Raw genomic sequence first — 23,257 nt, 5'->3', positions numbered from 1 at the left:
GCCCTTTTTTTGCGTTAACTTAAAGTCCCGTTAAAAGAACTTTTGCAACTTCATTCATTAAGATCTCGGCAATATAAAGCGCCAAAAACGCCAAAATTGGAGACAAGTCAATCATTCCCATATTAGGCAATAAACGACGGAATGGTGCGAGTAATGGTTCAGCTAAATCTTGAATCACTTCAATATAAGGTGAACGCGATTGAGTGAACATAACCACCCAACTCAAAATAATTGTCGCGAAAATTAAATAACGGCAGAAACGAATTAGGTCCTGAATCATCGTCACAAATGTCAGAATCACTAAGTGAACCGGACTATTTGGCATAGAACCAGAAAGATACATCACGCCAAAAATTTTCAGCAAATATAAAATAATTAAAAGAACCAACGCAGCCAAATTAAATCGGCCTTTTGCGACCGTCGGAAAAATTCGGCCAAAAATATCAACAATTTTAGTCGCCTTTACGGTCGATAAAACCACAGGATTATAAGGACTTACTGCCGCCAATTGCATTAAAAAACGGAAAAAGACCAATAAAATCGCGACATTAATTAAAATTCCAAAAATTAGCGCAGAATTTGCACCCATAGTTGTCTTATCCTATTTAAGCTATTTCGCACTGTCACTCAATTCTTGAGCCAATTCTTGACTACGCTTCTGTGCAGCAGCCAATGCAGATTGAATATTTTGGGAGATTTGTGCACGGTCAAAAACTTCAAGTGCAGCTTGAGTTGTGCCATTTGGCGATGTCACATTCTTACGAAGTTCAGAAGGAGTGTTTGAACTCGTAATTGCCATTTGAGCTGCACCTAATGCCGTTTGAAGAGTCAACGCAGTTGCAACTTTTTCATCAAGTCCTAAATTTTTACCCGCACGGATCATACTTTCCATGAGATAGAAGAAATATGCAGGACCTGAGCCAGAAACCGCTGTTACCGCATCAATTTGAGCTTCGGAGTTTACCCAAATTGTTAAGCCTGTGGCTGCTAAAATCTGACTTGTTAATTCACGATCCGAAGTACCTACTACATCATTTGCATAGATACCATGTGCACCCGTCTGAACTAGAGCTGGCGTATTTGGCATAACTCGAACAATTCGATTGCTATCAATTAAGTTTGATATCGTTTGAATTTCAGCACCAGCAATAATTGAAATAACCAATTTATCTGATAACAGTCCTTTTAAAGGACGTAAAACAGTCGCCAAAACTTGTGGTTTTACTGCCAGTACAACGACATCAGCATTTTTAATTGCAGCTACATTATCTTGTGTCACATGGACTTCTTTTTCTTGCAATAATTGACGTATTTGCTCAACAGGATCTGAAACGGTAATACGTGTTGGCGGTAAACCTCTTGAAATGAGCCCACCAATCAAAGCTTGGGCCATATTACCACCACCAATAAAACAGATATTACTATTTACTGCACTTGTCATAACCATCTTCGCCATTTACCAGATTACAAGAATAAGAAATTAAATCTGGTTGCCATCCTCCTTGCTCACAATACGGAGACTGAGCCAACCAAAATCCTTTCGGTGTAAAAACCCCAAGCATAACATTATCTATGACTAATATTTGAATTGTATGACGAAGCCAAGGCAAAATATGTGCTTCTTGAATTGCTTTTTTTAATGGCCATTGCCCAACACGACCATATAAATGGACCTTTTCACCACCTTGGCGTCGAATTATTTTTAATTTTTTATTTAATAAAGATGCAGACAACCCCATATTTTTTTGAGTTATTTGAAAATATCCTGAAGCGCAATCCACTATTTCCCCTAGTTGAAAATGATGCTCCGTCTCGGTTTCAACTGGGTTTAATTTTTCAGCAAGAAAAACTTGTCTACTCAACCGATAAAGATAATGTTGATAACGGACATAATAAAACTGGTTCCAATGTAATGCCGCTTGTGCATCAGACTTAGAAGCAATTACTTCATTTTTTAACCGCTCAACCATTTCAAATGCAGGCCGATATTGTCCATCACCTTTCATCCAAACTGAAAGCAATTGGCGCTGTCGAGCAGAAGATAGTTTTAATAGCCAAGTTAAATCCAAACATTCGTCCGTACCACAATTTTGCAAATCAGCTTTTAAAACTTCTTCTAAAATTTCAGAAGCATCTTGCATCAAATAGCTAGTACGGCTAAGTGCTTGCTGCATTTTTGGAAATCGGTTTTGTAAGAAGGGCCAAAGTTCTTCACGCGACCACGCCCGATCATAATGGATATCGTAATTTGTAGGATCATCTACATACTCAATCTCAAGTTGAGTAGTCCACTCGGCAATCTGCTCACGGGTTAAATCCAAAAAAGGGCGCCAAATTGTCATATCAACACGATGATCAATACACTGCATAGCAGCAAGCCCATCAACACCCGCACCCGATAATAAACGCAATATTACTGTTTCAGCCTGATCTTGCTGGTGATGAGCAAGCACTAAAATTTCGTTGGCTTGTAAATGTTGTAGATAAGCGTAATAACGTGCCTGACGTGCTTGAGCTTCCAAATTACCGTCAGTAACTTGAACTTTTTGAATGGTATAAGGAATATTTAAACGAGTCGCTTGTTTAGCAACGAGTTCGCCCCACTCTGCACTTTTTGATTGCAGTTGATGATCTATGTAAATTATTCGGATCTTATGAGGGAAAATTTGAGACATCAAATGTAGTAGCAGCATTGAATCCATGCCACCACTACATCCAATAAGAAAAGTACTATTTTCTGAAAACTCTTGAGCCTGTTTTAAGACGCAATGCCTAAATTTTCGCTGCCAAACTTCATTAAACGTTGATAACGTGCTTCGCATCGTTCATTTGCATCCATTGGTAGCAACTCATCCAAAGCTTGCTTCAAAACTACTTTTAGGTTTTGCATGACTTGCTCAGGGTCTAAATGAGCCCCTTCGCCTTCATCTACTACATATTCAACAATACCTAGAGATTGTAATTTATCTGCTGTCAAACCTAAAGCTTCACTTGCTTGAGCCGCTTTTTCAGCAGTTTTCCATAAAATAGATGCACAGCCTTCTGGTGAAATCACAGAATAAATACTATGCGACAACATAATTACTCGGTCAGCAACACCAATACCTAAAGCACCACCAGAACCGCCTTCACCAAGTACTGTTGCGACAACAGGAACTTTCAAACTTGAAAGTTGAGCAAGGCTAGTTGCAATTGCTTCAGCTTGTCCACGCTCTTCAGCACCAACACCTGGATAAGCACCCATAGTATCAATAAATGTGAAGACCGGAAGATTAAAGCGCTCTGCCATATCTAATAGGCGTTGAGATTTACGGTAACCTTCTGGGTTAGCCATACCGAAGTTGTGCTTTAATTTTTCACGGGTACTACGACCACGGTGTTGGCCAATAACCATCACAGGTTGACCATCAAAACGAGCAAGACCACCTACCATCGCACCATCGTCACCAAACAAACGATCACCATGCAAGGCATCAAACTCTGTAAAGATTTCACCGACATAATCTAGAAACTGCGGACGATCAGGATGACGTGCAATTTGAACCGTTGTCCACGCTTTGGACTGAGTAGCTTTTTTCATAGGTCGAATATTATCCCTTTAATCGATAAATTTTTCCGACTGAATATTCAATTCAATGTCCCAATGCTTAAACTGCTCTTGCTCATCATGCAAGTCGGCAACTAACAATGGCCATTGTTTGGCATCACCAGAAACACTAAGTTGCCATTGTTGATCATTTATGATGGTCAGTTCAATGGCAGGAAGCATCTGATCACTTCGACTATGGTTGAGTAAAACTGCTAGGCGAAGTAATAAACATAGATAAAGTAATTTATGACCACCAGCCTTCAAAATTTCATTTTTTACATCATTTCGCAATTTACGACGGTGGTGAGCGACCAAATGTGAAAGGTGATTTTGGTCAATTTGTGAGAAGCCCGGAATATCAGAATGCTGCAATAAATAAGCACCATGACGGTGATACCCACCATGACTAATCGCCAAACCAATTTCGTGCAAATAGGCAGCTCGGCGCAGTAAGTCACTGTCTTCACTCGTTAAATTGAGAGGTTCTGCAACACCATCAAATAATTGTTGTGCTGTATTTACGACTCTTTCTGCTTGTTTTGGATCAGCGTTATAACGTCCCATTAAAGCTTGTACACTACGATCACGGATATCTTCATGTTTAAAACGACCTAATAGGTCATACATGACTCCTTCACGTAATGCACCATCAGAATATGCCAAACGATCAATTTCTAAAACCTCAAAAACTGCGTACAAAATTGCCAATCCGGCTGGCAAAACTGCTCGTCGGTCTTCTCTTAACCCTTCAAAATCAATTTCAGAAATATTTTTAAACTTAAGTAATTTATCTTTGAGTTTGTATAACCCTTCTCGAGTGACGTTTTCTTGCTCATCACTCAAGCCCATATTCACCATAATTTGGCGGCAAGCTTTAATCGTTCCACTAGAACCAACGACAGTATCCCAACCTTCCATTTTATACGTTGTTGCAATAGCTGAAAGTTCTTTACGGGCAGCAACTACTGCTTTATCAAAGGCTTTTTGTGTGATTTCGCCATCGGCAAAGTAGGCTTTTGTATAAGCCACACATCCCATTTGCAATGACTCTGTATAAATAGGCTCAAACTCTTCACCAATAATGAACTCAGTAGAACCACCACCAATATCTACAACTAAACGTCGACCACCATTTGCCATGGTATGCGATACGCCAAGATAAATCAGACGCGCTTCTTCTCGCCCAGCAATAATTTCAATAGGTTTAGGCAAAATTTCTGCTGCTTTTTGGATAAATTCATGACCATTTTTTGCCTGACGCAAGGCATTGGTCGCCACAATTCTTAAACGATTTGGTTGAACAGAGCTTAATCTTCCAACAAAACGAGCCAAGCAGGCTAAGCCTCGTTGCTGAGCGGCTTCTGTTAGGTTTTTATTCTCATCTAAACCAGCTGCAAGCTGTACTTTTTCTGACATCGAAGCAACTTTTTTAACTTCACCATGATCTACCCGTGCAATTGCAAGGTGAAAACTGTTCGACCCCATATCTATGGCAGCAAGTAATTCTTCATCAATCAGAAAATCAGACATTATTGAACTAAACCCATAACAATTCACGCTTAGAGTAATTCACAAGAATGCAATTGAAAAGCCATTTTCATCAACAATTAGCTGTCATTTAAATTTTTCTATTTATAAGTCGATTGTACAAGTCGATGATGAATATCGTGAGCATCCATTAGACAAATTTAGTTAAGCCTTGAATAATAGCATCAAACCCTTACATTGAACTAAGTAGCTATGTAATACTGATAGAGATAATTTCTCCTGTAATAGCACTTTTTTTTAAAAATTGGAGCCGTACCATGTCTGCGACTATTGTAAATACAACTGATGCTAACTTCCAAGCAGATGTTTTAGATGCTGAAACCCCTGTACTTGTTGACTTCTGGGCAGGATGGTGTGCACCTTGTAAAGCGATCGCACCTGTTCTTGAAGACCTATCAAGTGAATATGCTGGTAAAGTAAAAATTGTTAAAGTTGATGTGACTTCTTGCGAAGATACAGCAGTGAAATACAACATCCGTAACATTCCTGCTTTACTACTTTTCAAAAATGGTGAAGTTGTAGCTCAACAAATTGGTGCTGTACCTCGCTCTAAACTTGTTAGCTTTATTGATGAAAACGTTTAAGTCAAAATGCTAAAAAAGAAATACGCTATACTTTTTTATAGCGTATTTTTTTCGCCTATAAATTGACAAATTTGCTAGGCTGGCTTATATTGCATGCTCAAGAGGCACTGAAGGGAATCATCTTCGTCCGGCTTCTTACAAGACACAAACATAAAGATCGCCACTCGGCAACAGAAATTGTTTTTTCACATTTCTCTTCGAAACAATTAATCAGACTTCTGAATTGTTATTGTGTAAATACAATTGCGATAATCTTTTTTGTATGCGAGCGATTTTTCTCCTTTTTAAACCACACTCTACTCTTTCCTAATTCTGACCCTTATGAATTTAACTGAACTCAAGAAAAAACCAATCGGCGAACTAATTAAAATTGCTGAATTTATGGGCCTGGAAGGTATGGCTCGTAACAGAAAGCAAGATATTATTTTTGCCATTTTGAAACGCCATGCGATGAATGGCGAAGAAATTTTTGGTGACGGCGTTCTCGAAATTCTCTCTGATGGTTTTGGTTTTTTGCGTTCTGCCGCAGGTTCGTATTTAGCAGGTCCGGATGATATTTATGTGAGTCCTTCACAGATCCGACGCTTTAACTTGCGTACAGGTGATACCATCACAGGTACTATTCGCCCTCCAAAAGAAGGTGAGCGTTATTTTGCGTTGCTCAAAGTTAACCAGATTAACTATGACACGCCAGAAAATTCTCGAAATAAAATTTTATTTGAAAACTTAACTCCCCTTTTCCCGACCGAACAATTGGTTATGGAATTAGGTAATGGTACGACAGAAGACTTAACTGCTCGTGTCGTTGATTTAGTTGCGCCAATTGGTAAAGGCCAACGTTCTATTATTGTTGCACCGCCGAAAGCGGGTAAAACAATGTTACTTCAAAATATTGCTCAATCGATTGTTAGAAACAATCCAGAAGTATTCTTGATTGTTCTATTAATTGACGAACGTCCAGAAGAAGTAACCGAAATGGAGCGTACTGTTCGCGGTGAAGTTATTGCGTCAACATTTGATGAAGCACCAGCTCGCCATGTACAAGTTGCAGAAATGGTAATTGAAAAAGCTAAACGTCTTGTTGAGCACAAAAAAGATGTTGTGATTCTTCTTGACTCTATTACCCGCCTTGCACGTGCTTACAACACTGTTATTCCGTCATCAGGCAAAGTATTAACTGGTGGTGTAGACGCTCATGCATTAGAGCGCCCTAAGCGTTTCTTCGGTGCAGCACGTAATATCGAAGAAGGTGGCTCACTTACGATCATCTCTACTGCTTTGATTGAAACAGGCAGTAAAATGGATGATGTAATTTATGAAGAATTCAAAGGTACAGGTAACCAAGAGATCACTCTTGATCGCCGTATTGCTGAAAAACGTGTCTTCCCTGCTATGAATATCAAAAAATCTGGCACACGTCGTGAAGAGCGTTTAATGGATGAAGATAAATTACGCAAAGTATGGATCCTCCGTAAGCTACTTCACCCTATGGATGAGTTGGCAGCAATGGAATTCTTACTTGACCGCATGAAAGAAACCAAAACAAATGATGATTTCTTTGATCAAATGAAACGTAAAGCTTCAACTTAAGTAATTAAGCCTTCAAAAAAAGCCACTCTTTTGAGTGGCTTTTTATTTGGTTGACAAGCTTTACACAAAAATACATTTTGCTTATTTTTATGTAAAATTATTTATAAGCTTTTGATAATAAATATTTTTGCATAAAAAAGCTTAGTTTTTTTAGTAGCTTACCTCTACCTTTTCCAATATACACGAGCTGATTAATTGTTTTTTTCTGTTAAAAAACAGTCTGTTTTTCTCTTTTTCATACGTTTTTTTGACAGACGACAGTAGTATTTCAGCATTTGCAGTGATAGCATAGCGGCAGACCAGTTAGACTGCTCCATGCGTTGTTACCTAGCTACGTTTTAGGAATAATAAAAGCAAAACAGTCCAACTTAGGTTTTTTTAATCTCAAATCTTTTTTGTGAGAGTGATGCCATGTTATTCAAAAAATTCGCTGTTGCTGCTGCTGTTGCTGCTACTTTAGCTTTCGTTGGTTGTTCTAAGAAAGAAGAAGCTCCTGCTGCTGCTTCTGAAGCTGTAGCTGCTGCTTCTGAAGCTACTGAAGCTGCTTCTGAAGCTGCTGTAGCTGTTGACGCTGCTGCTTCTGAAACTGCTGCCGCTGCTTCTGACGTTGCTGCTGCTGCTTCTGACGTTGCTGCTGCTTCTGCTGCACACTAATCTATATTCTAGATTAGATAAAAAAGAGGACATTTTGTCCTCTTTTTTTATATCTAAATTTTGATTTTCTAAGATTAAGCGGTCCTATATTGCTGCCCAATAAACTATATAAAGCTATTTAAAATATAAAAAAAGCAGATCAATCGATCTGCTCATTTCCAACGCGTTGTCTAAACTTCTGACCCGCTCTGAAGGTCACTACCCTACGTGCTGAAATTGGAATTTCTTCACCTGTCTTAGGGTTACGTCCTGGACGTTCGCGTTTATCTCTTAACTCGAAATTACCAAAACCAGAAAGCTTAACCTGCTCCCCTGCAATAAGTGCTTGGCTAATCTCGTCAAAGAACAACTCGACCATTTGTTTTGCTTCACGGCGATTTAAGCTGGTTAACTCACTTAAATGATCAGCCATGTCTGCTTTAGTTAATGCTGTCATGAGGCCCTCAATGTCGCTTGATAAGTGTTTTCCAACACTTGGATTATATTGTCCATACCAGATTTAATTTCAGCATCTTCAAGCGTACGTGAAGGATGTTGCCATAATAATGCAAACGCCAATGAGCGCTTACCTTCTTCGACACCCTGCCCCGTATACACATCGAATAACCATGTAGAGTCTAAAAGCTCTCCACCAGTTTTTTCGATTAACTGCTGAATATCTCTAACATTTATATTATCAGAGATTAAAAGCGCAATATCACGTCTGATCGAAGGAAAACGTGATAATTCTGTAAAATTAGATACATAAGATTGCAAAACGGCTGTTTGATCGAGTTCAGCAACCCACGTTGTTGTTAAATCAAGCTCATTTTCTAGAGATGGATGCAAACGTCCTAAATAACCAATTGATTGTCCATCAACTAAAATTTCAGCAGACTGCCCCGGATGCAACCATGCACGCTCAGAACGTACATATTCAACTTTGACACGACCAGCAGCCATAATCTCTTCTATCTCTCCTTTGAAGTCAAAGAAATCCATTGGTTGAGGCTTCACATGCCAAGATTCTGGTTGTTGGGAGCCAACTGCCACTAGAGCTAAAGTTGGAATCTGTTTTAGATCTTCAATACTCTTAGCATCTTGATAATCAAAACGCAGTCCTAATTCAAAGAAACGAACACGGCTTTGCTGACGGTTAAGATTATATTGTACGCAAGGAATTAAACTTGAAAGCAAAGTACTACGCATCGCAGCCAAATCACTTGAAATTGGATTTGCTAGCATTAACGGATTTACTTGCGGGTTCAATTGCTTTTCAAGTTTTGCATCAGCAAAGCTAAAACTAATTGCTTCTTGATAGCCTAAAGTCACGATAGTTTGACGCAACTCTGCAATTTCAAATCGGTCTTGATATTTAGCTAATTGAACATCCATGCTTGGTAAGCTAATTTGGATATTGTCATAACCATCAATACGTGCCACTTCTTCAATTAAGTCTTGATAAATAGCCATATCATAGCGATGTGATGGAGGCACTACGCTCCACTCACCTTCAGCTTTAACAGTTACTTCACATCCTAGTCGATTTAAAGCATCTGCAATGAAATCAGCCGTCAATTGATATCCCAACAATTGGTCTACCTGAGCTTGTTTCAGTTCAATTGCTTCACGTTTTGGTAAAATTTCAGTTTTTTCAGCTACAGTAATTGGACCAAACTCACCACCTGCTAACTCTTGAATAAGCTGCGAAGCACGGTTCATGGCAATTAACGGCAACTCAAAATCTACACCACGTTCATAACGCTGCGAAGAATCAGTATGCAAGCCAAAACGACGAGCACGTCCAGCAATAGCAAGTGGCGCGAAGAATGCACTTTCTAGGAAAATGTCAGTTGTGTCATCAGTTACGCTTGATGCTAAACCACCCATGATACCTGCGATTGCTAAAGCTTTCTGGTCATCAGCAATCACCATAATATCTTCTTGCAATTCAACTTCTTGATCATTAAGGAGCTGTAATTTTTCTTGTGGCTGAGCTTGACGCACATGTACAGTCCCTTCGATTTTAGCTAAATCGAAAGCATGCATTGGCTGCCCCAGTTCCATAAGGACATAGTTCGTCACATCAACCAAAATACTGTGCGTGCGAATTCCTGAACGAGCTAAAGCCTGTTCCATCCACTCAGGTGTAGCAGCTTTTACATTAACGTTTTTAATTACACGTCCTAAGTAGCGTGGAGCACCTTCAGTGCTGATCACTACTTTCTTCTCATCAGCAATTGTCGCATCAACTGACTTAATATCAGCTTCATTCATTTGCAGTTGGTTAATTACTGCAATCTCACGAGCGATACCACGGATACTGAAACAGTCACCACGGTTTGGTGTAATACTGATATCGATGACATTATCATCGAGTTTTAAGTATTCACGGATGTTTACCCCTACTGGAGCATCGGTAGGTAACTCAAGCAAACCATCGATTTTATCTTCAAGATCAATTTCAGAAGCACCACAAAGCATGCCTTGTGACTCAACTCCACGAAGTTTACCTTTTTTGATTTTGAAATCACCCGGTAATACAGCACCAATCGTTGCAACTGGAGCTTTCATGCCAGCACGAACATTCGGTGCCCCACAAACAATTTGTAAAGGCTCGCCCGAACCAATATTAACTGTCGTTACACGCAAACGATCTGCATCTGGATGCTGCTCAACTGTTAAAACTTCGCCGACCACGACGCCAGTAAATGGCTTGGCAACAGGTGCAAGTTCGTCAACTTCAAGACCAAGCATAGTTAACTGATCAGACAATGTCTCACTATCAATTGCTGGGTTAACCCATGTGCGTAGCCAATTTTCGCTAATCTTCATCTTTATAAACCTTTTTTAATCCTGAAAAATTGTTAGGCAAATTGGCGTAAGAAACGCACATCATTTTGATAGAACATACGCAAATCATTAATGCCATAACGCAACATTGCAAAACGCTCTACCCCTAAACCAAAAGCAAAGCCTTTGTATTTATCAGGATCAATACCCGCAGCACGTAATACATTTGGATGTACCATGCCACAGCCTAATACTTCTAACCAACGTCCACGCTCATCCATGATATCTACTTCTGCACTAGGCTCTGTAAATGGGAAATATGAAGGACGGAAACGTACTTTTAAATCTTTCTCAAAAAATTCATTCAGTAGGTTAATCAATAAACCTTTTAATTCAGCAAAGCTGGTGTTCTCAGCAACGTATAAGCCTTCGATCTGATGGAACATTGGCGAATGCGTTTGATCCGAATCACAACGGTAAACACGGCCAGGGCACACGATACGAATTGGCGGTTCACTCGTCTCCATTGTACGGATCTGTACCCCAGAGGTATGCGTACGTAATAAGTGAGTGGCATCAAAGTAAAAAGTATCGTGCATAGCACGTGCTGGATGGTGACCAGGAATATTTAATGCTTCGAAATTGTGATAGTCATCTTCAACTTCTGGACCGGTTGCAACTGTAAAACCAGCTTTAGTGAAGAACTGACAAATTCGTTCTTGTACTTGAGTAACAGGATGAACTGTACCAATCCGTTGACCACGGCCCGGCAATGTAATATCAATCGTTTCACTTGCTAGCTTTTGTGCAAGTGCTGCCTGTTGTAGTGCCGCTTGACGCTCTGTTAATGCAGTATTAATTGTTTCTCGAACAGCATGAATCGCAGCACCTTGTACTTTGCGTTCTTCAGGGTCCATTTTCCCTAATGCTTTCGATTGTTCTGCAAGCTGGCTTTTTTTCCCTGTAAATTGCACACGCACCTGATCAAGTGCAACAAGGTCTTGAGCTGCTGCAATGGCAGCAAGCGCTTCTGTGGTCAGGGCTTCCAGTGACATATTAACTCTCAAAGCAACAAATTTAAAAAATATAATAAAACACTGCATTCTAACAGTTTTTCATCGAATTGATGAAGTTTATCCATCATGAAAAATGTATTAGGCAACAAAAAGATAAAACGTATAAGATAGTAGTATCGTCAATGAGATCAACTATTATGGCGCTTAATCAGATTTGGAAACAACAACTTACGCTTGTGACATATGGTAATGAATACCTCCGTCAGAATTTAAGCTTTAACCAATGGCGACAACATCATATTTTCGACCATCATAGTTTTCAGTTTCGTGACTTAACTTCTCAACATTTGTTGGCCCAACACTTTCAAGTCTGGCTAGAAGCATTAAAAAAACAAGGCACCTCAAAACTCAGCTTACATTTATCAAGCCTTCTCAATGAAGAGCAAAATCCAAACGGTAATATCGAGCTCTTACCTTATACTCATTTTATCGTGAGCCATCAGAATGATAAGAAGTTTGCTTGGATTTTTGGCCATGAGCTTGCCGAATGGTATAACAATGATAATGAGTTTGAAGCCCCTGCCTCACAAACCTGTGAGCTTCGTTTAGAAACTTTCTGGCGTTTTGAACTCAATGAAAAATTATCAAAAAAAATTGAAGCTGATTTAAAAAATCCGCCATGGCAAGAAATAGCTGACTTTATGGATAGTGAATTATTTCGTAGTAAATATGCAGCAGGCTTTGAGGAACCAGAACTTCAAAATGCTCTTTTTGATGGTACAAATATTAAAAGCTTAGAGCCAAAACTTGCATTAATTCCAGAGAATTATCCCGCAGATTATGCCCATCAACTTTTATCTCGTACTCAAGCATTAGCTGATTATTTAGAACAGAAGAAACGCCTTGCAAATGATCCTTTGGGAGAAGAACTAGACCAAGAGCAACTCATTAATTTAAGAAACTTTACACAAAAAACTGATGATTTGTTTGCCAAGCTTATTGTGAAAGTTGCCAACCATTATCAGACAGCTCAGATGGTGCCTGTAGTTAAAGCATCTCCATTTGAGCAATCAAATGAAAATCCACAGCATCTCAAGTCTCAGCACCATAAAGGCACTGGTTCAGGCGTGATTAAGGTCATTATTTTAACCATTATTATTTGTGCTTTGGCTTATTATTTTGGACTTTAACCATTGGAATATATGAAAATGATATATAAAAGATTACTACTAATATTTATTGCATTATATTCCATGGCCACATATGCACAACAAGATATTTCAAACCAAGAAAAAAGTTCCGTTAATTTCCCTGTAATAGAATTTACACTCAGTCAGATTCAACAAGAATTAAAACAATTACAGTCCATTGAAAATCAAGAGCATCCCAAGTATTCAGCCTTAGCTCAACAATGGTCTGAAAATAACTCCAGGATTAACGATTTTATATTTTCACCGCTTAATAATAAAACACAATTAATAAAAGAAAATTTTGAATTATTACAAAAGCAATTGGATAAAACAAAAAAACTTAAACAAGAACTTAATGAAATGAGAATTAGTTTATTAAAAGAAGATAATATAAATCTAGCGCAGTTAGACATTAAAACAGAACAAGGCCTATCTTTAAAGAAACTTTATTTAGAACGCAATCAAATATGTATGCAATATTTTCAGAACGAATTAACAAATACCGCTTTAAATGCCATAAATATGGACTTAAAACAACAATGCACACAAGCTAATTCTAGAGTACAAGAGCTGTCTACGACACTATCTGAAAAATATAATATTCCTGATAATAAAAAAGACCGCTAAAAAGCGGTCTTTCTTTGAATCTCTAAGCTTATGCAGCTAATGCACCTTTAGCTTTTTCAGCTAAAGCAGCAAATGCTACTGCATCATGCATAGCGATGTCAGCTAATACGCGACGGTCGATGATCACTTGAGCTTTTTTCAAGCCATCGATCATACGGCTGTAAGACAAACCGTTTTGACGAGCACCAGCATTGATACGCGCAATCCATAGAGCACGGAATTGACGTTTCTTTTGACGGCGGTCACGGTAAGCGTATTGACCAGCTTTGATTACCGCTTGGAACGCTACGCGGTAAACGCGTGAACGAGCACCGTAGTAACCTTTAGCGCGAGCAAGAATTTTTTTGTGACGACGATGAGCCACTACACCACGTTTTACACGAGCCATTTATAATCTCCTTAGATGTATGGGCACATACGACGAACTGAATTCATGTCAGAAACATGAACCATTACACAGCCGCGTAATTGACGGATACGTTTAGCAGATTTTTTGGTCAAGATGTGGCGCTTGAACGCTTGTTTACGCTTAAAACCGTTTGCAGTCGCTTTGAAGCGTTTAGCTGCACCACGGCGAGTTTTTAACTTAGCCATAGTAACCTCTTTTAGGCACCTGTTCGGCGCGATTGCACCATTGCAAAATCGACCTGCAGGTAAGGAAGCGCGTATTTTATAGCATGCTGACTAAAATTAAAACTATTAGTTACTGTTTTTATGAGTGCAAAGAAAGGTTTTTCGATTTTAACTGTGGCAGCCATATCAATAATAAATAAAGCGCCTGTGCTTTTTTCCATTTATAATACGATCAAATTATCAACATACGATATTTCTAATGCAGAAACATGATGCATTTGCAGCCTTACGCTACAGAGATTTCTCAATTGTTACGATTAATCAATTTTGCTTAACGTTAGCAATTTTGATTCAAGAAATTATTGTTGCTTATTCACTTTATCAAATTACCAAAGATCCTCTAACTTTAGGCTTAATTGGATTAGCAGAAGCCATTCCATTTATTGCCCTATCGCTTTGGGGTGGCTATTTTGCAGATAGATTTAATAAACAGATTATTATGAAAATCTGTTTGTTTTTCTCGGTTCCTCTTCCTTTAGTGCTGTGGTCGCTGTTCCATCTGCATGGGTTAGGTCATATCAGTGTAAATTTCCTTTCTTGGGGTATTTATGCTGTTATTTTTGGCTTAGGTACTATACGTGGGTTTTATAATCCCTCTGCAACGTCTTTAAAACCATTTTTGATTCCTCGTGAACTGTATGCAAATGGTGCAACATGGACGACAATCGGTTGGCAAAGTGGTGTAATTATCGGGCCAATGCTTGGTGGTTTCATGCTTGCCTATTTAGGCCGAGAAACAAGTCTATTTAGTGTTGCGGTTTTACTTGGTATTTGTTTCATCTTAATTAACCTATTGCATAAGCGTACTTTTCCTAAAATTGAAACTGCTAATGTTTTAGAAAGTTTAGGAGATGGTTTCCGTTTTATCTGGAAAACTAAAATTGTTCTTTGGGCAATTTCTCTTGATTTAGCTTCTGTTTTATTTGGTGGAGTCATCGCATTATTACCAATTTTTGCAGAAGATATCTTAAAAGTCGGTCCAGAAGGACTGGGATATTTACGTGCGGCGCCATCTATTGGAGCGCTCGTCACTATGATTGCTTTGACTCGCTTTCCACCAACTCAACATGCATGGCGTAACATGCTACTTGCTGTTGCAGGATTTGGTGTTTTCACGATTCTTTTCGCGTTCTCAAATAACATGTGGTTATCACTATTTGCGTTGGCTATGACAGGCGCTTGTGACAGTATTTCAGTTGTGGTTAGACAAACCATTTTGCAAATTTTTCCACCAGAAAATATGCGTGGTCGCGTTGCTGCTGTAAACGGAATGTTCGTTTCATCAAGTAATGAGCTTGGTGCATTTGAGTCAGGTTTAGCAGCCAAATATTTAGGAACAATTGCAGCCACTATTTTTGGGGGTTGTATGACACTTGCAGTGGTCACCTTCTGTTGGCTAAAAACCAATGATCTATTTAAAGTCGATATTACCAAAAGCTCAGAAGACTAGTTAGACCATTTTATTAAAAGCATCTTCGGATGCTTTTATTTTAAATAAAACCTGTAATTACCCAATAAATAAAAATATAACGCCCTGCTTTAGCAATCAAAACGATAATTAAAAAGCGCCAAAAATTTTCTTTGAATAAACCTGCAACTAAAGTAATTGGGTCACCAATCACAGGTGTCCAACTTAGCAACAGCGAATAAAACCCATACTTATGATAAAAGCTTTGAGCTTGCTCTAAACGCTTTTCAGAAATAGGAAACCACTTTTTGTGTTTAAAGTGCTCTATTTTTAAACCAAGCCACCAGTTCACACACGAGCCCAGTACGTTTCCGAAAGTGGCGAAAGAAATTAGAAGAAAAGCAGAATATTCTTTTTTTAATAATAAGGTGGCGAGTACAGCTTCTGATTGTAACGGTAATAATGTAGCCGCCCCAAACGCGCTCAAAAAAAGTAAAAAGTAACTTAGCATATTAAATTAGACCAAATCACCTTTCACTTTATTCATTACGCGACCAATAAAAGTTAGATGACTTTAATTGATAGTGCTTTTTGTACCGCAGGACGTGCCGTCAAGCGAACAATATATTCTTGTACATAAGGATAATCCTCTAACTGAATACCTTGCCATTCATAGCGCAAAATCCAAGGTAAAATTGCCATATCAGCAATCGAGTATTCACCTGCAACAAACTTCTGGCCAATGAGCTGCTTATTCAGCACACCATATAAGCGCTTAGTCTCATTTACATAGCGGTCTATAGCGTATGGAATTTTTTCTGGTGCAAAACGGTTAAAATGATGGTTCTGCCCTAGCATAGGCCCTAGCCCACCCATTTGCCACATGAGCCATTGTTCAACTTCAACTCGCTCTTGCTCATCAGTTGGATAAAATAATCCAGTTTTTCGACCTAGATATTGCAAGATCGCGCCTGATTCAAATATTGAAATTGGCTCACCACGAGGTCCATCTTGGTCAACAATTGCCGGAATTTTATTATTTGGAGAAATTCTCAGAAAGTCTGGTTGAAATTGATCATTTTCTAAAATATTGATTGGGTAAAGAGTGTAGTCCAGTCCCATTTCTTCTAAGGCAATTGTGATTTTATGTCCATTGGGAGTTCCCCAATAATATAGATCAATCATTCTATTTTCCTATTCATCGTTATCATGACTGCGTCTTGCGTTATAGCATGTTTTAAGAGAGGCGATGAGATTTCCAACACTAAAAAATACATAAAATTCAAGAATTGAATTTCTTTTAAAAGATATAGCAATTGTCTTAAATAAAACTGAACAGAGAAAATTAAATCATCTTTTTCATTATGATAAGGATATAAAAAAGCACTGCTTTTGCAGTGCTTTTTTTGAGTATTACTTTTTCTTTTTAGGTCCAAGTAACATACCCATTTGACGGCCTTCCATTTTAGGTGCTTGTTCCACAACCCCAAACTCAGCAACATCAGCTTCAATTTTTTGTAATTGAGCTAAGCCAAGTTGTTGGTGAGCCATTTCACGACCACGGAAACGTAAAGTGATTTTCACTTTGTTTCCTTCTTCAAGGAATTTCAAAATAGCACGAAGCTTAACTTGATAATCACCAACATCAGTTGCAGGGCGCAGTTTGATTTCCTTCACTTGCACTTGATGCTGTTTTTTCTTCGCATCTTTTTGCTTCTGCTTAAGGTCAAACAAGTGCTTGTTGTAATCCATAATTTTACAAACAGGCGGCTCGGCGTTTGCAACGATCTCAACTAGGTCAAGATCTGCCTCTTCAGCAGCGCGCAGTGCTTCATTTAATGAAACAATTCCTTTTTGCTCACCGTCAGCACCAACGAGGCGTACTTCTTTTGCACGGATCTCGTCGTTAATTGCTGGACGGTTGCTTTTTGCACCTTGTTGTTGGTTACGGTCAGGCTGTTTAATCTTTCTTACTCCACAATATACCGGCCACGTTCGGCGACGGCAGACTTCACTAAGTCAATGAATGCATCTACTGACATAGTACCTAAATTTTTTCCTGAGCGGGTACGCACATTCACTGTACCTTCTTCAACTTCTCGATCACCAAGAACTAATAGGTAAGGAATACGCTCTAGAGTACGCTCACGAATCTTAAATCCGATTTTTTCATTTCTCAAGTCAGAAATAGCACGAAGGCCATTTTCTTTGAGTTTTGCTACGACTTTCTCACAAGCTTCAGCTTGAGAGTCCGTAATATTCATGACACATGCTTGTAACGGCGACAACCAAGGTGGCATGAAACCAGCGTAGTGTTCAATTAGTATACCAATAAAACGCTCAAAACTGCCAAGAATTGCACGATGCAACATCACAGGCTGATCACGATCATTGTCTTCAGTCACATAAGACGCATCTAAGCGTTCTGGCAAGTTGAAGTCACACTGAATAGTACCACACTGCCATACACGTCCGAGACAGTCTTTCAATGAGAATTCAATTTTCGGACCGTAGAACGCGCCTTCACCAGGTTGTAATTCCCATTCAAGACCCGCTGCATCTAAAGCATCTGCTAAAGATTTTTCAGCCATATCCCAAAGTGCATCATCACCCACACGTTTTTCTGGACGTGTAGAAAGTTTCATTTGCACTTCTTCAAAACCAAAATCTTTATAAACTTCTAAAGTCAGCTTAATAAAGTCAGCAACTTCTTGACCGATCTGTTCTTTAGTACAGAAGATGTGCGCGTCATCTTGTGTAAAGCCACGTACACGCATAATGCCGTGTAAAGAACCTGATGGTTCGTTACGATGACAAGAACCAAACTCTGCTAAACGAATCGGTAAATCACGGTAAGACTTCAAACCTTGGTTGAACACTTGCACGTGACATGGGCAGTTCATTGGCTTAACGGCATAGTTACGATTTTCAGAATGAGTCGTAAACATGTTGTCAGCATAGTTCGCCGCATGACCTGATTTTTCCCACAGTGTAAAATCTACAATTTGTGGTGTTTTAATCTCAAGGTAACCGTTGTCTTGCTGAACTTTACGCATGTATTGTTCAAGTACTTGGTAAATAGTCCAGCCATTTGGATGCCAGAACACCATACCCGGTGCTTCTTCTTGCATATGGAACAAGTCTAAAGCTTTACCAATTTTACGATGGTCACGCTTTTCAGCTTCTTCGATACGTTTGATGTATGCAGCGAGCTGTTTTTTGTCTGCCCAAGCTGTACCATAAATACGTTGAAGCTGTTCGTTCTTCGCATCACCACGCCAGTATGCACCAGAGATTTTAGTGAGCTTGAACGATTTTAAGAATTTGGTATTCGGTACGTGTGGACCACGACACATATCCAAATAATCTTGATGGTAGTACAAGCCCATTTGTGTTTCTTCAGGCATGTCTGCAATCAAGCGTAATTTATATTCTTCGCCACGCGCAGTAAATTCAGCAATAACTTCATCACGCGGTGTCATTTTTTTAACGACATCGTAATCTTGATCGATGAGCTTTTTCATACGCTCTTCGATAGCTGCCATATCATCCAAGGTAAAAGGACGTGGCATCCAGATGTCGTAGTAAAAACCTTCTTCAATGACTGGACCAATCACCATCTTGGCTTCCGGGAAAAGCTGTTTAACAGCATGCCCTACAAGGTGTGCACAAGAATGGCGAATAATTTCAAGACCTTCCTCATCTTTTGGAGTGATAATTTGTAAGGTCGAATCTTCGGTAATTAAGTCACATGCATCAACTAAGCGATCATTTACACGGCCAGCAACAGTATTTTTTGCTAGACCAGGCCCAATACTTTGGGCAACTTCCATAACAGATACAGCGTGATCAAAACTCTTTTGATCGCCATTTGGCAATGTGATAATTGGCATAAAAAAATCCTTAAGGAGTGATGCCCTATACGAAGGAGCATTTCACCGCGAGATTATGATCGAGGCGAACCTCAAAATATAAAAACGGTGTAAATCAAAGTTAAAAAACCTGAAAGATTTTACACTTGTTCAAGCAATGTGAAAACCTTTGAGTCCATAAAATCATAAATACATTTTGCTTATCGCGTAAACAGCAATAAATGACTTAAAAATATATTGAGATGATTTTTAAACATGTTTAACACAAGTGGTTTAAGATGAAGAAAATAGCATTTCTGCTCATTTTTTGACTGGAGGGTATCGCCTTTAAGACTAAAGCATAGATGCTTTGATTGATATTACATCATATGTTCAAAGAATGAATTAAAAATAGAACACGGAGTTGTTTCACATGGTTAGTGCTTATGATGAGTTACCACGCACACCCGCAAACTTTGTTGCGTTATCACCTCTACGCTACCTAGAGCGTGCGGCTTATATTTACCCAGATCAAGCTTCAATTATTCATGGTAAGCGCCAAATTTCATGGAAAGAAACTTACCAACGTTGTTGCCAATTTGCATCTCAGCTCAAGCAACTGGGAATTGAGAAAAATGATACGGTATCTGTCTTATTGCCAAATATTCCAGCCATGATTGAAGCACATTTTGCAGTTCCTATGGCGGGTGCGGTACTTAATACCCTCAATACACGTTTAGATGCAAAAACAATCGCTTTCATGTTGGAACATGCAGAAAGTAAAGTGCTGTTGGTTGATCCTGAATTTGTGAATTTGGCAAGAGAAGCCCTCTCACTTATTCCGAATCAGCACATTGTTGTGATTGATGTAGCTGATACGGAATACGAAGGTGAAAATCAGTTTTTGGGTTCCTTTGAATATGAAGAATGGATCGCTCAAGGCGACATTAACTTCTCTTGGCATTTACCAGAAGATGAATGGGATGCGATTAGCTTAAATTACACATCTGGAACTACAGGTAATCCTAAAGGTGTGGTCTATCATCATCGCGGGGCTTATCTTAATGCTGCAAGCAATATCTTGGCTTGTGGAATGAAACCGCGTGCTGTGTATTTATGGACACTCCCCCTCTTTCATTGTAATGGCTGGTGTTTTGCATGGAGCATAGCAGCAAGTGGTGGAACCAATATCTGTTTACGCAAAGTCGATCCCGAATTAGTCATGCAATTGATTGCAGCCCATAAAGTTGATTATTTCTGTGGTGCGCCTATTGTTCTTTCAATGATTCTTAACTTACCTAAAGAAAAACAAACCAGCTTTGCTCACCATGTTGAAGTCATGGTTGCTGGGGCAGCTCCCCCTGTTGCCATTATTGAAGGGATGCGAAACATGGGGATTAACGTAAACCATGTATATGGCTTAACAGAAACTTATGGGCCTTCTGCCCTATGTGCTTCGCAATCTGGATGGAATGAACTATCAATTGCTGAACAAGCCCAACTTCATTCCCGTCAAGGCGTACCCTACCCGTTACAAGACAGTATGCGTGTGTTAGACCCCGAGACTATGGAACCTGTGCCTAATGATGGTCAAACCATGGGAGAAATCATGTTCCGTGGCAATATTGTCATGAAAGGCTATTTAAAGAACCCTAAAGCAACTCAAGAAGCCTTTGCTGGCGGATGGTTTCACACGGGCGACCTAGCCGTTTGCCACCCAGATGGTTATGCAAAAATTACTGATCGTTCGAAGGACATCATTATTTCAGGTGGAGAAAACATTTCATCTTTAGAAGTAGAAGATGTTTTGTATAAACACCCTGCTGTATTAACCGCTGCTGTAGTCGCTAAACCCGATGCACGTTGGCAAGAAGTACCATGCGCGTTTATTGAATTAAAGATGGGCGCTACAGCAACACCTGAAGAAATTATTGCACACTGCCAAAAAGAATTAGCGCGCTTTAAAGTGCCTAAAGATGTGGTTATTACAGAAATTCCGAAAACATCGACAGGTAAATTACAGAAATTTATCTTGCGTGAATGGGCAAGAGAACGGGCTGAAAATGTATAAATAAAAAAAGCGACGCCTTGAGCGTCGCTTTTTTATGGAAAAGCATTTAGCCTTGATCAGACAATAAAGCAATTTGCTGTACATAGTTTACAAATTTACCTTTTGATGCCTCAAGCTCTGCCTCACTCACTTGTTGACTCTTATCACGGTTGATTCTCAACACATGCTGACGCAAGGTGTGCCGTTCCGAAGCATTATAAATTTTACTAAATTCATTAATTGCAGGGTCACCTTGTTCGATCATACGATCAACCCAACGCATCAATTGAGCCTGTTTTTTTGCGCCTTGCTGCGGAGTTAAATAAGACAAAATAACGGTCTCATCTTCATTACGCAATAATTTACCAATACGTTGAAACTGACGACGACGAGCTTCAAAAGAACTAATGTTCTGTACTTCCATTAACGCATCAATTAAACGTTCATCAACTGGGAGTTTTTGAATCTGTTTAACAGAAAGTTGTGCTAATTGCTCACCTAAAGCAGCCATACGTTGAACTGCTTTTTTCTGTTCTGTTTTACTTGCACGTCCTTCTAAAGAGCCAAAATCTTCTTCAGTATAACGTTGGGGACGACGTGCCACGATTAATCTGCCTCATAAAATTTTGCGGCGAATAACGCCTGTACTTCATTTAATGCCTGCTCTTCGTCGGTACCATCAATGACCAATCGTAAAGTAGTCCCTTTACCTGCACCTAACATCAGCAAAGACATAATATTTTTTGCATCTACTAAATGATCGCCTTTTCCAATTTGGATCGACGAACGAAATTTTGTAGTGACCTCTATCAGTTTTCCTGATGCACGAGCATGTAAACCGAGTTTATTAATTACATCAACAGTTGTGTCTATCATGACCAGTGCTTCATTTCTCTGTGTAAGACCTGAACAGACCATTCTGCCTCAAGTGCTTGTTTTAGTCTATCTACGATATAAACGGAACGATGTTGACCACCCGTACAACCAATAGAAATCGTCATATAGTGACGATGTCCTTCAGCAAATGCTGGAAGCCATTTTTTTAAGAAGTGAAGGATATCATCAAACATTTCGTTTGCTTGCGGACTTGCTTCTAAAAATAGTCTTACTGGCTCATCCAAACCAGAAAAACGTCTCAATTCTAAATCCCAATGCGGATTTGGTAAATGCCGTACATCAAAAACATAATCAGCATCTAAAGGAATGCCATGTTTATATCCAAATGACTGCAATATCACGATGAGCTTATCTGACTGCCCCAATTTAGACAGTAAAATATGCTTTAAATCATGAACACTTTTATCCGTTGTATCAATATGAACCGTAGCGCGGAACTGAATTGGCAGCAGTAACTGCTTTTCTTCATGAATACATTGCAACAGACTTTTAAAACGATTGGCTAATGGATGCGGACGACGTGATGCACTAAAACGTGCGATCAAATCCTGATCTTGCGTAGTCAGATAAATCACATCAACTGTGCCATGTTTTTGTAGTTGCTCAAAAACATGATCGAACTCTTGCATATCTGCACGAGTGCTTCGAACATCCACACCTAATGCCAACTGCTCTAGATTATTTTCATGATCTAGCTTTGCCACAATTTCGGGCAGCAATGCCAAAGGCAAATTATCAATACAGTAATAGCCCAAATCTTCTAACACTTGGAGAGCCGAAGATTTTCCTGAACCAGACTGTCCTGTCACGATAAGTATACGCTTCATGGCATGGCTGTCCTTTGATCT

At 39.3% G+C, this 23,257-nt stretch carries 26 protein-coding genes; 7 read left to right on the top strand and 19 right to left on the bottom strand.

The features are described 5' to 3' along the window. Positions 1-19: 19 nt before the first annotated feature. From HMPREF0013_RS18745 to ppx, 5 genes are read right to left on the bottom strand one after another with little or no spacing between them, the layout of a single operon-like run. Positions 20-589 (bottom strand): YggT family protein, encoded by a 570-nt coding sequence (locus HMPREF0013_RS18745; RefSeq protein ID WP_000501183.1) that lies wholly within the window; start codon positions 587-589, stop codon positions 20-22. Positions 590-610: 21 nt separating this feature from the next. Further along, positions 611-1,447, bottom strand: coding sequence for a pyrroline-5-carboxylate reductase (proC, locus tag HMPREF0013_RS18740; RefSeq protein WP_005804294.1), 837 nt, complete (start codon positions 1,445-1,447; stop codon positions 611-613). Then, complete coding sequence (gene tilS, locus HMPREF0013_RS18735) at positions 1,422-2,822, bottom strand: tRNA lysidine(34) synthetase TilS (protein ID WP_005804293.1); 1,401 nt, start codon at positions 2,820-2,822, stop codon at positions 1,422-1,424. Before tilS ends, proC begins: the two co-directional genes overlap by 26 nt. Further along, complete coding sequence (locus tag HMPREF0013_RS18730) at positions 2,759-3,580, bottom strand: acetyl-CoA carboxylase carboxyltransferase subunit alpha (RefSeq protein WP_005066304.1); 822 nt, start codon at positions 3,578-3,580, stop codon at positions 2,759-2,761. Before HMPREF0013_RS18730 ends, tilS begins: the two co-directional genes overlap by 64 nt. An 18-nt stretch (positions 3,581-3,598) precedes the next feature. Then, positions 3,599-5,119, bottom strand: coding sequence for an exopolyphosphatase (gene ppx, locus HMPREF0013_RS18725; protein WP_002117171.1), 1,521 nt, complete (start codon positions 5,117-5,119; stop codon positions 3,599-3,601). Between the two features lie 275 nt (positions 5,120-5,394). Here ppx and trxA point away from each other — a divergent pair, with 275 nt between their 5' ends. Both trxA and rho read left to right on the top strand, forming a co-directional pair. Then, positions 5,395-5,721, top strand: coding sequence for a thioredoxin (gene trxA, locus HMPREF0013_RS18720; RefSeq protein WP_005804292.1), 327 nt, complete (start codon positions 5,395-5,397; stop codon positions 5,719-5,721). 321 nt (positions 5,722-6,042) lie between these two features. Next, positions 6,043-7,311, top strand: a complete 1,269-nt coding sequence (rho, locus tag HMPREF0013_RS18715; protein WP_002117304.1) for a transcription termination factor Rho — start codon at positions 6,043-6,045, stop codon at positions 7,309-7,311. 191 nt (positions 7,312-7,502) lie between these two features. On the opposite strand, the gene HMPREF0013_RS24710 is transcribed toward rho, so the two are convergent. Beyond that, entirely contained in the window at positions 7,503-7,628 is a 126-nt protein-coding gene (locus HMPREF0013_RS24710) for a hypothetical protein (RefSeq protein WP_002117184.1), read from the bottom strand. Between the two features lie 94 nt (positions 7,629-7,722). Here HMPREF0013_RS24710 and HMPREF0013_RS18710 point away from each other — a divergent pair, with 94 nt between their 5' ends. Beyond that, positions 7,723-7,965: a hypothetical protein gene (locus tag HMPREF0013_RS18710; protein WP_002117215.1), complete on the top strand. Its 243-nt coding sequence runs from the start codon at positions 7,723-7,725 to the stop codon at positions 7,963-7,965. A gap of 139 nt (positions 7,966-8,104) precedes the next feature. Here HMPREF0013_RS18710 and HMPREF0013_RS18705 read toward each other — a convergent pair whose 3' ends face one another. Genes HMPREF0013_RS18705 through pheS form a run of 3 tightly spaced genes read right to left on the bottom strand, consistent with a single transcriptional unit; the run spans position 8,105 to position 11,792 of the window. After that, on the bottom strand, positions 8,105-8,401 hold the full coding sequence (locus HMPREF0013_RS18705; protein WP_000126166.1) for an integration host factor subunit alpha: 297 nt from the start codon (positions 8,399-8,401) through the stop codon (positions 8,105-8,107). Continuing rightward, the gene (pheT, locus tag HMPREF0013_RS18700) at positions 8,398-10,779 is read right to left on the bottom strand and encodes a phenylalanine--tRNA ligase subunit beta (protein ID WP_002117166.1); all 2,382 of its coding nucleotides are present in this window, start codon (positions 10,777-10,779) and stop codon (positions 8,398-8,400) included. The genes HMPREF0013_RS18705 and pheT overlap by 4 nt, the downstream gene beginning before the upstream one ends. Before the next feature lie 32 nt (positions 10,780-10,811). Beyond that, positions 10,812-11,792, bottom strand: coding sequence for a phenylalanine--tRNA ligase subunit alpha (gene pheS, locus HMPREF0013_RS18695; protein WP_002117277.1), 981 nt, complete (start codon positions 11,790-11,792; stop codon positions 10,812-10,814). Between the two features lie 158 nt (positions 11,793-11,950). Here pheS and HMPREF0013_RS18690 point away from each other — a divergent pair, with 158 nt between their 5' ends. Both HMPREF0013_RS18690 and HMPREF0013_RS18685 read left to right on the top strand, forming a co-directional pair. Continuing rightward, entirely contained in the window at positions 11,951-12,943 is a 993-nt protein-coding gene (locus HMPREF0013_RS18690; RefSeq protein WP_002117303.1) for a hypothetical protein, read from the top strand. 63 nt (positions 12,944-13,006) lie between these two features. Continuing rightward, the gene (locus HMPREF0013_RS18685) at positions 13,007-13,570 is read left to right on the top strand and encodes a hypothetical protein (RefSeq protein WP_002117151.1); all 564 of its coding nucleotides are present in this window, start codon (positions 13,007-13,009) and stop codon (positions 13,568-13,570) included. Positions 13,571-13,598: 28 nt separating this feature from the next. Here the strand turns inward: HMPREF0013_RS18685 and rplT are convergent, their stop codons facing one another. From rplT to HMPREF0013_RS18670, 3 genes are read right to left on the bottom strand one after another with little or no spacing between them, the layout of a single operon-like run. Beyond that, positions 13,599-13,958, bottom strand: a complete 360-nt coding sequence (rplT, locus tag HMPREF0013_RS18680; RefSeq protein ID WP_000124858.1) for a 50S ribosomal protein L20 — start codon at positions 13,956-13,958, stop codon at positions 13,599-13,601. 11 nt (positions 13,959-13,969) lie between these two features. Continuing rightward, a complete protein-coding gene (rpmI, locus tag HMPREF0013_RS18675; RefSeq protein WP_002054552.1) occupies positions 13,970-14,164 on the bottom strand; it encodes a 50S ribosomal protein L35 in 195 nt (64 codons plus the stop codon). Between the two features lie 11 nt (positions 14,165-14,175). Then, positions 14,176-14,364 (bottom strand): hypothetical protein, encoded by a 189-nt coding sequence (locus HMPREF0013_RS18670; protein ID WP_002117227.1) that lies wholly within the window; start codon positions 14,362-14,364, stop codon positions 14,176-14,178. A gap of 38 nt (positions 14,365-14,402) precedes the next feature. Here HMPREF0013_RS18670 and nreB point away from each other — a divergent pair, with 38 nt between their 5' ends. Then, positions 14,403-15,653 (top strand): nickel resistance MFS transporter NreB, encoded by a 1,251-nt coding sequence (nreB, locus tag HMPREF0013_RS18665; protein WP_002117292.1) that lies wholly within the window; start codon positions 14,403-14,405, stop codon positions 15,651-15,653. 40 nt (positions 15,654-15,693) lie between these two features. On the opposite strand, the gene HMPREF0013_RS18660 is transcribed toward nreB, so the two are convergent. From HMPREF0013_RS18660 to thrS, 4 genes are all read right to left on the bottom strand, one after another. After that, entirely contained in the window at positions 15,694-16,122 is a 429-nt protein-coding gene (locus HMPREF0013_RS18660) for a YqaA family protein (RefSeq protein WP_005078995.1), read from the bottom strand. 53 nt (positions 16,123-16,175) lie between these two features. After that, the gene (locus HMPREF0013_RS18655; RefSeq protein WP_002117212.1) at positions 16,176-16,796 is read right to left on the bottom strand and encodes a glutathione S-transferase N-terminal domain-containing protein; all 621 of its coding nucleotides are present in this window, start codon (positions 16,794-16,796) and stop codon (positions 16,176-16,178) included. Positions 16,797-17,024: 228 nt separating this feature from the next. Further along, positions 17,025-17,576, bottom strand: coding sequence for a translation initiation factor IF-3 (gene infC / locus HMPREF0013_RS18650; protein ID WP_075383312.1), 552 nt, complete (start codon positions 17,574-17,576; stop codon positions 17,025-17,027). A 5-nt stretch (positions 17,577-17,581) separates the two neighbouring features. Continuing rightward, complete coding sequence (gene thrS / locus HMPREF0013_RS18645) at positions 17,582-19,504, bottom strand: threonine--tRNA ligase (protein WP_002117224.1); 1,923 nt, start codon at positions 19,502-19,504, stop codon at positions 17,582-17,584. 391 nt (positions 19,505-19,895) lie between these two features. Between thrS and HMPREF0013_RS18640 the strand changes: the two genes are divergently transcribed. Beyond that, positions 19,896-21,533 carry an acyl-CoA synthetase gene (locus HMPREF0013_RS18640; protein ID WP_002117216.1) on the top strand — a complete coding sequence of 546 codons (1,638 nt, stop codon included), beginning with the start codon at positions 19,896-19,898 and terminating at the stop codon, positions 21,531-21,533. A gap of 46 nt (positions 21,534-21,579) precedes the next feature. On the opposite strand, the gene yjgA is transcribed toward HMPREF0013_RS18640, so the two are convergent. Genes yjgA through rapZ form a run of 3 tightly spaced genes read right to left on the bottom strand, consistent with a single transcriptional unit; the run spans position 21,580 to position 23,236 of the window. Continuing rightward, the gene (yjgA, locus tag HMPREF0013_RS18635) at positions 21,580-22,116 is read right to left on the bottom strand and encodes a ribosome biogenesis factor YjgA (RefSeq protein ID WP_002117241.1); all 537 of its coding nucleotides are present in this window, start codon (positions 22,114-22,116) and stop codon (positions 21,580-21,582) included. 2 nt (positions 22,117-22,118) lie between these two features. After that, complete coding sequence (locus tag HMPREF0013_RS18630) at positions 22,119-22,388, bottom strand: HPr family phosphocarrier protein (RefSeq protein WP_000567533.1); 270 nt, start codon at positions 22,386-22,388, stop codon at positions 22,119-22,121. After that, complete coding sequence (gene rapZ / locus HMPREF0013_RS18625; RefSeq protein WP_002117179.1) at positions 22,385-23,236, bottom strand: RNase adapter RapZ; 852 nt, start codon at positions 23,234-23,236, stop codon at positions 22,385-22,387. Before rapZ ends, HMPREF0013_RS18630 begins: the two co-directional genes overlap by 4 nt. Between the last annotated feature and the right edge of the window lie 21 nt (positions 23,237-23,257).

It is taken from the genome of Acinetobacter sp. SH024 (assembly GCF_000163635.1).
In the GTDB taxonomy this organism is placed as follows: Bacteria; Pseudomonadota; Gammaproteobacteria; order Pseudomonadales; family Moraxellaceae; genus Acinetobacter; species Acinetobacter pittii.
This window is presented reverse-complemented; position numbering and strand designations above follow the sequence as displayed.

What these genes read in the sequence shown, in the direction of transcription:
- HMPREF0013_RS18745 (WP_000501183.1), bottom strand. Translation starts at nt 589, where the DNA reads ATGGGTGCAAATTCTGCGCTAATTTTTGGAATTTTAATTAATGTCGCG.
- proC (WP_005804294.1), bottom strand. Translation starts at nt 1,447, where the DNA reads ATGGTTATGACAAGTGCAGTAAATAGTAATATCTGTTTTATTGGTGGT.
- tilS (WP_005804293.1), bottom strand. Translation starts at nt 2,822, where the DNA reads ATGCGAAGCACGTTATCAACGTTTAATGAAGTTTGGCAGCGAAAATTT.
- HMPREF0013_RS18730 (WP_005066304.1), bottom strand. Translation starts at nt 3,580, where the DNA reads ATGAAAAAAGCTACTCAGTCCAAAGCGTGGACAACGGTTCAAATTGCA.
- ppx (WP_002117171.1), bottom strand. Translation starts at nt 5,119, where the DNA reads ATGTCTGATTTTCTGATTGATGAAGAATTACTTGCTGCCATAGATATG.
- trxA (WP_005804292.1), top strand. Translation starts at nt 5,395, where the DNA reads ATGTCTGCGACTATTGTAAATACAACTGATGCTAACTTCCAAGCAGAT.
- rho (WP_002117304.1), top strand. Translation starts at nt 6,043, where the DNA reads ATGAATTTAACTGAACTCAAGAAAAAACCAATCGGCGAACTAATTAAA.
- HMPREF0013_RS24710 (WP_002117184.1), bottom strand. Translation starts at nt 7,628, where the DNA reads ATGGAGCAGTCTAACTGGTCTGCCGCTATGCTATCACTGCAAATGCTG.
- HMPREF0013_RS18710 (WP_002117215.1), top strand. Translation starts at nt 7,723, where the DNA reads ATGTTATTCAAAAAATTCGCTGTTGCTGCTGCTGTTGCTGCTACTTTA.
- HMPREF0013_RS18705 (WP_000126166.1), bottom strand. Translation starts at nt 8,401, where the DNA reads ATGACAGCATTAACTAAAGCAGACATGGCTGATCATTTAAGTGAGTTA.
- pheT (WP_002117166.1), bottom strand. Translation starts at nt 10,779, where the DNA reads ATGAAGATTAGCGAAAATTGGCTACGCACATGGGTTAACCCAGCAATT.
- pheS (WP_002117277.1), bottom strand. Translation starts at nt 11,792, where the DNA reads ATGTCACTGGAAGCCCTGACCACAGAAGCGCTTGCTGCCATTGCAGCA.
- HMPREF0013_RS18690 (WP_002117303.1), top strand. Translation starts at nt 11,951, where the DNA reads ATGGCGCTTAATCAGATTTGGAAACAACAACTTACGCTTGTGACATAT.
- HMPREF0013_RS18685 (WP_002117151.1), top strand. Translation starts at nt 13,007, where the DNA reads ATGGCCACATATGCACAACAAGATATTTCAAACCAAGAAAAAAGTTCC.
- rplT (WP_000124858.1), bottom strand. Translation starts at nt 13,958, where the DNA reads ATGGCTCGTGTAAAACGTGGTGTAGTGGCTCATCGTCGTCACAAAAAA.
- rpmI (WP_002054552.1), bottom strand. Translation starts at nt 14,164, where the DNA reads ATGGCTAAGTTAAAAACTCGCCGTGGTGCAGCTAAACGCTTCAAAGCG.
- HMPREF0013_RS18670 (WP_002117227.1), bottom strand. Translation starts at nt 14,364, where the DNA reads ATGGAAAAAAGCACAGGCGCTTTATTTATTATTGATATGGCTGCCACA.
- nreB (WP_002117292.1), top strand. Translation starts at nt 14,403, where the DNA reads ATGCAGAAACATGATGCATTTGCAGCCTTACGCTACAGAGATTTCTCA.
- HMPREF0013_RS18660 (WP_005078995.1), bottom strand. Translation starts at nt 16,122, where the DNA reads ATGCTAAGTTACTTTTTACTTTTTTTGAGCGCGTTTGGGGCGGCTACA.
- HMPREF0013_RS18655 (WP_002117212.1), bottom strand. Translation starts at nt 16,796, where the DNA reads ATGATTGATCTATATTATTGGGGAACTCCCAATGGACATAAAATCACA.
- thrS (WP_002117224.1), bottom strand. Translation starts at nt 19,504, where the DNA reads ATGCCAATTATCACATTGCCAAATGGCGATCAAAAGAGTTTTGATCAC.
- HMPREF0013_RS18640 (WP_002117216.1), top strand. Translation starts at nt 19,896, where the DNA reads ATGGTTAGTGCTTATGATGAGTTACCACGCACACCCGCAAACTTTGTT.
- HMPREF0013_RS18630 (WP_000567533.1), bottom strand. Translation starts at nt 22,388, where the DNA reads ATGATAGACACAACTGTTGATGTAATTAATAAACTCGGTTTACATGCT.
- rapZ (WP_002117179.1), bottom strand. Translation starts at nt 23,236, where the DNA reads ATGAAGCGTATACTTATCGTGACAGGACAGTCTGGTTCAGGAAAATCT.